The following is a 1,512-nucleotide window of genomic DNA, read 5'->3' on the forward strand; positions in this document are numbered from 1 at the left end:
TAACGCACCTTTATGTATGGCGAAAAGCCTTATATCGTATACGTTTCAGAATTTTTGCTTACCAAGTTGGGTATAGCGATTTTATAAGTTTTCATAATAATGCCCTGAGTATGATTTGCTCAGAATTGTATGTGCAATGCTTCAAATTAACAATATCTAGAAATATTGACACAGGTTAAGTTGATTTAAACAATAGATACGTTTGCGGTAGAAAGAACAAGGAGATATGGTATTAACTAATCTGATGGAGTGCCATAAATACGTTGCTTAGCAAGTGCCTCACCCATAGGGAATTGATAGCGCAAACCAAGGCTAAATGTTTGAATAGGTAATGGTTTGGAATTGTCATTATCAATTGTCGCATTACCAAAGGAACGTAAATAACTTGTTGATAGGCTTAAGCTTCTCGTTAATTGAACATCGATGGCTAAGCGCATGGCAGGTTGAAACCCAGATAGTGTCCCGTCACTGGCAATGGGTGTGCTAAAACCACTTAAATTGGCTTTGTAAGTTTGATTTAAAAATGCTGCTCCCCCTGCAGCTGAGAAGCTTAAACGACTAAACGGCTGATATTTTAAACCCACCAATATCGGCACATATAGTGAGCGTTCAATCTTAAAACTGCCATGCGCGGTTGCTGATGTCAGTGTGTTAGTGGTCGTAGCGCTACTGTCATACAAGGTGCTAGTAAAGCCAATGCCAAGCATTGTCTCTAGTGATAGGTGATAACCTAGATCAGCACCAAGTCCGGCAAGTACACTCGCGCCAAAGGCGTTGGAGCTTTGGCCATTACTGGCTGTTGTATGATTGGGTAGGGAGAATTGATTCCAATCAAGTGAACTTGGGCTATTGGCATAACCACCATTGACATCAACAAAACCATAAGACAATGTTTCATAAGCGTAACTGGTAACTGAGCTTGCACATAAAGCTAAACCCAATATTGATATTATTTTCTTCATAGAGGTCTTTATTGCCTTAGTTTCTTATCATCCTACCCTTAGCTTAGCCTATAACTTTCTAAAAAGAGAGACATCTCAACATAAAAATATACTTCTTTTGCCAAAAAAGGACTGTTAATATGACGACTTATGTCTAAAAAAGAAGAAACAGAAAAATATATGTCAATAAAAAATATCAAAGGCTATGCTTGGATTGTCATTGTTCTTAGCTCATTTTTATTATTTTATAAGTATATTGCATTGGTCTTTCCAAGCTTGATTGCAGGTGATATCAAACTGCATTTTGGTATTAACTCGGCACAAATGGGTTTTTTATCGGCAGTTTTTCTGTATTGTGTCCTGTTTGTTCAGCCATTTGCTGGATTGCTTCTTGATCGTTTTGGTTGTCGTAATGTCAGTACGGTATCATTGCTCACTAGTACGTTTGGTATTTTGTTATTTGCGGCATCAAATCATATTGCTTTTGCGTTTATTCCCAACTTGGTAAGCAAAAATTCTGAAACGTATACGATATAAGGCTTTTCGCCATACATAAAGGTGCGTTAAGGCA

The 1,512-nt window shown here is 37.7% G+C and carries 2 protein-coding genes; one reads left to right on the forward strand and one right to left on the reverse strand.

The features are described from left to right. Window positions 1–236: 236 nt before the first annotated feature. Window positions 237–962, reverse strand: coding sequence for a hypothetical protein (locus ACTS4L_RS11250; RefSeq protein WP_440617997.1), 726 nt, complete (start codon window positions 960–962; stop codon window positions 237–239). A gap of 129 nt (window positions 963–1,091) precedes the next feature. On the opposite strand from ACTS4L_RS11250, the gene ACTS4L_RS11255 reads away from it, so the two are divergent. Beyond that, window positions 1,092–1,478 carry an MFS transporter gene (locus ACTS4L_RS11255; RefSeq protein ID WP_440617996.1) on the forward strand — a complete coding sequence of 129 codons (387 nt, stop codon included), beginning with the start codon at window positions 1,092–1,094 and terminating at the stop codon, window positions 1,476–1,478. Window positions 1,479–1,512: the final 34 nt, after the last annotated feature.

This window comes from Cysteiniphilum sp. 19S12-1 (genome assembly GCF_052030685.1).
Lineage (GTDB): Bacteria > Pseudomonadota > Gammaproteobacteria > Francisellales > Francisellaceae > Caedibacter.

Excerpts from the sequence above, each read along its gene's own strand:
- ACTS4L_RS11250 (WP_440617997.1), bottom strand. The coding sequence starts at position 962 with ATGAAGAAAATAATATCAATATTGGGTTTAGCTTTATGTGCAAGCTCA.
- ACTS4L_RS11255 (WP_440617996.1), top strand. The coding sequence starts at position 1,092 with ATGTCTAAAAAAGAAGAAACAGAAAAATATATGTCAATAAAAAATATC.